This is a genomic window from Actinomadura soli, from assembly GCF_005889715.1.
GTDB classification, from domain to species: domain Bacteria; phylum Actinomycetota; class Actinomycetes; order Streptosporangiales; family Streptosporangiaceae; genus Spirillospora; species Spirillospora soli.
Genome location: NZ_VCKW01000572.1, coordinates 1 through 1,180, shown reverse-complemented (window position 1 = coordinate 1,180; position 1,180 = coordinate 1). Strand labels below are relative to the sequence as shown.

Annotated in this window: 1 protein-coding gene; it reads right to left on the bottom strand. The window is 70.8% G+C overall.

Annotation, left to right across the window (positions count from 1 at the left end; translation table 11 throughout):
- Positions 1-1,180, bottom strand: a 1,180-nt coding sequence (locus ETD83_RS41885) for a glycoside hydrolase family 10 protein (RefSeq protein ID WP_138650775.1), incomplete at both ends; no start/stop codon positions are given.

The following is a 1,180-nucleotide window of genomic DNA, read 5'->3' as shown; positions in this document are numbered from 1 at the left end:
GGATGGCGGGGCGGGGGTAGTGGTCGTCGCGCAGCCGGGCGGCGAACCCGCGGCGGTTGGAGACGATGTCGGACGCGCTGAAGAACACGTCGCCGCGGATCTTCGGGTGCCTGGCGTTGAGGGTGAGGTGCTTGGACAGCTCGGCGGGGTCCTTCCAGGCGGCGTCCTTGCCGACGCGGTAGGCGCCCTGCCCGATGGTGAGCTGCACGCCGGTGCCCTTGACCTGGTCGGCCCACCAGCCGGCGAGCTCGGCGTAGTCGGCGCGGGGGTCGCCGATCGGCCAGTACAGCTGGGGGGTGATGTAGTCGACCCAGCCCTTCTTGATCCAGGTGCGGGTGTCGGCGTAGATGTCGTCGTAGCTCTGCAGGGCGCGGGTGTCGGACCCGCGGGGGTCGGTGCTGGCGTTGCGCCACACGCCGAACGGGCTGATCCCGAACCGCACCCAGGGCTTGGCGTCGTGGATCTTGCCGGACAGGGTCTGGACGAGGGTGTCGACGTTCTTCCGGCGCCAGTCGCCCTTGTCCATGCCGCCGCCGTGGGCCTTGTAGGTGGCCTGGTCGGGGAACTCGCCGCCCTCGGGGTAAGGGTAGAAGTAGTCGTCGAAGTGGACGGCGTCGATGTCGTACTTGCCGACGACGTCCATGACGGCCCGGGTGGCCAGGTCCCGGACCTGCGGGATGCCCGGGTCGTACCACAGGCCCGTCCCGTACTTGCGGACCCAGTCGGGGTGCTGCCGGGCGGGGCTCTTGGGCGACAGCTTCTTCAGGTCGGCCTGCCGGGACACGCGGTAGGGGTTGTACCAGGCGTGGAACTCCAGGTTCCGGGCGTGCGCCTCCTTGATCATGAAGGCGAGGACGTCGTAGCCGGGGTCCTTGCCCTGCGTACCGGTGATCCACTGCGACCACGGCTCGTACGGGGAGGGGTAGAACGCGTCGGAGTTGGGGCGGATCTGCACGAACACCGCGTTCATGTTCATCGCGGTGGCGGTGTCGAGGAGCCGGGTGAACTGCTCGCGCTGCTTTGCGGCGGGGTCGGCGGTGTCCTTGGGCCAGTCGATGCCGGCGACGGTGGCGATCCACATGCCGCGCAGCTGCCGCGACCGGCCGCCGTCGCCGGGCGCGGCGACGGCGGGGCATTCGGCCTTCGCGCCGGCGGGGACGGTCCCGCGCCCGTCCCCGCC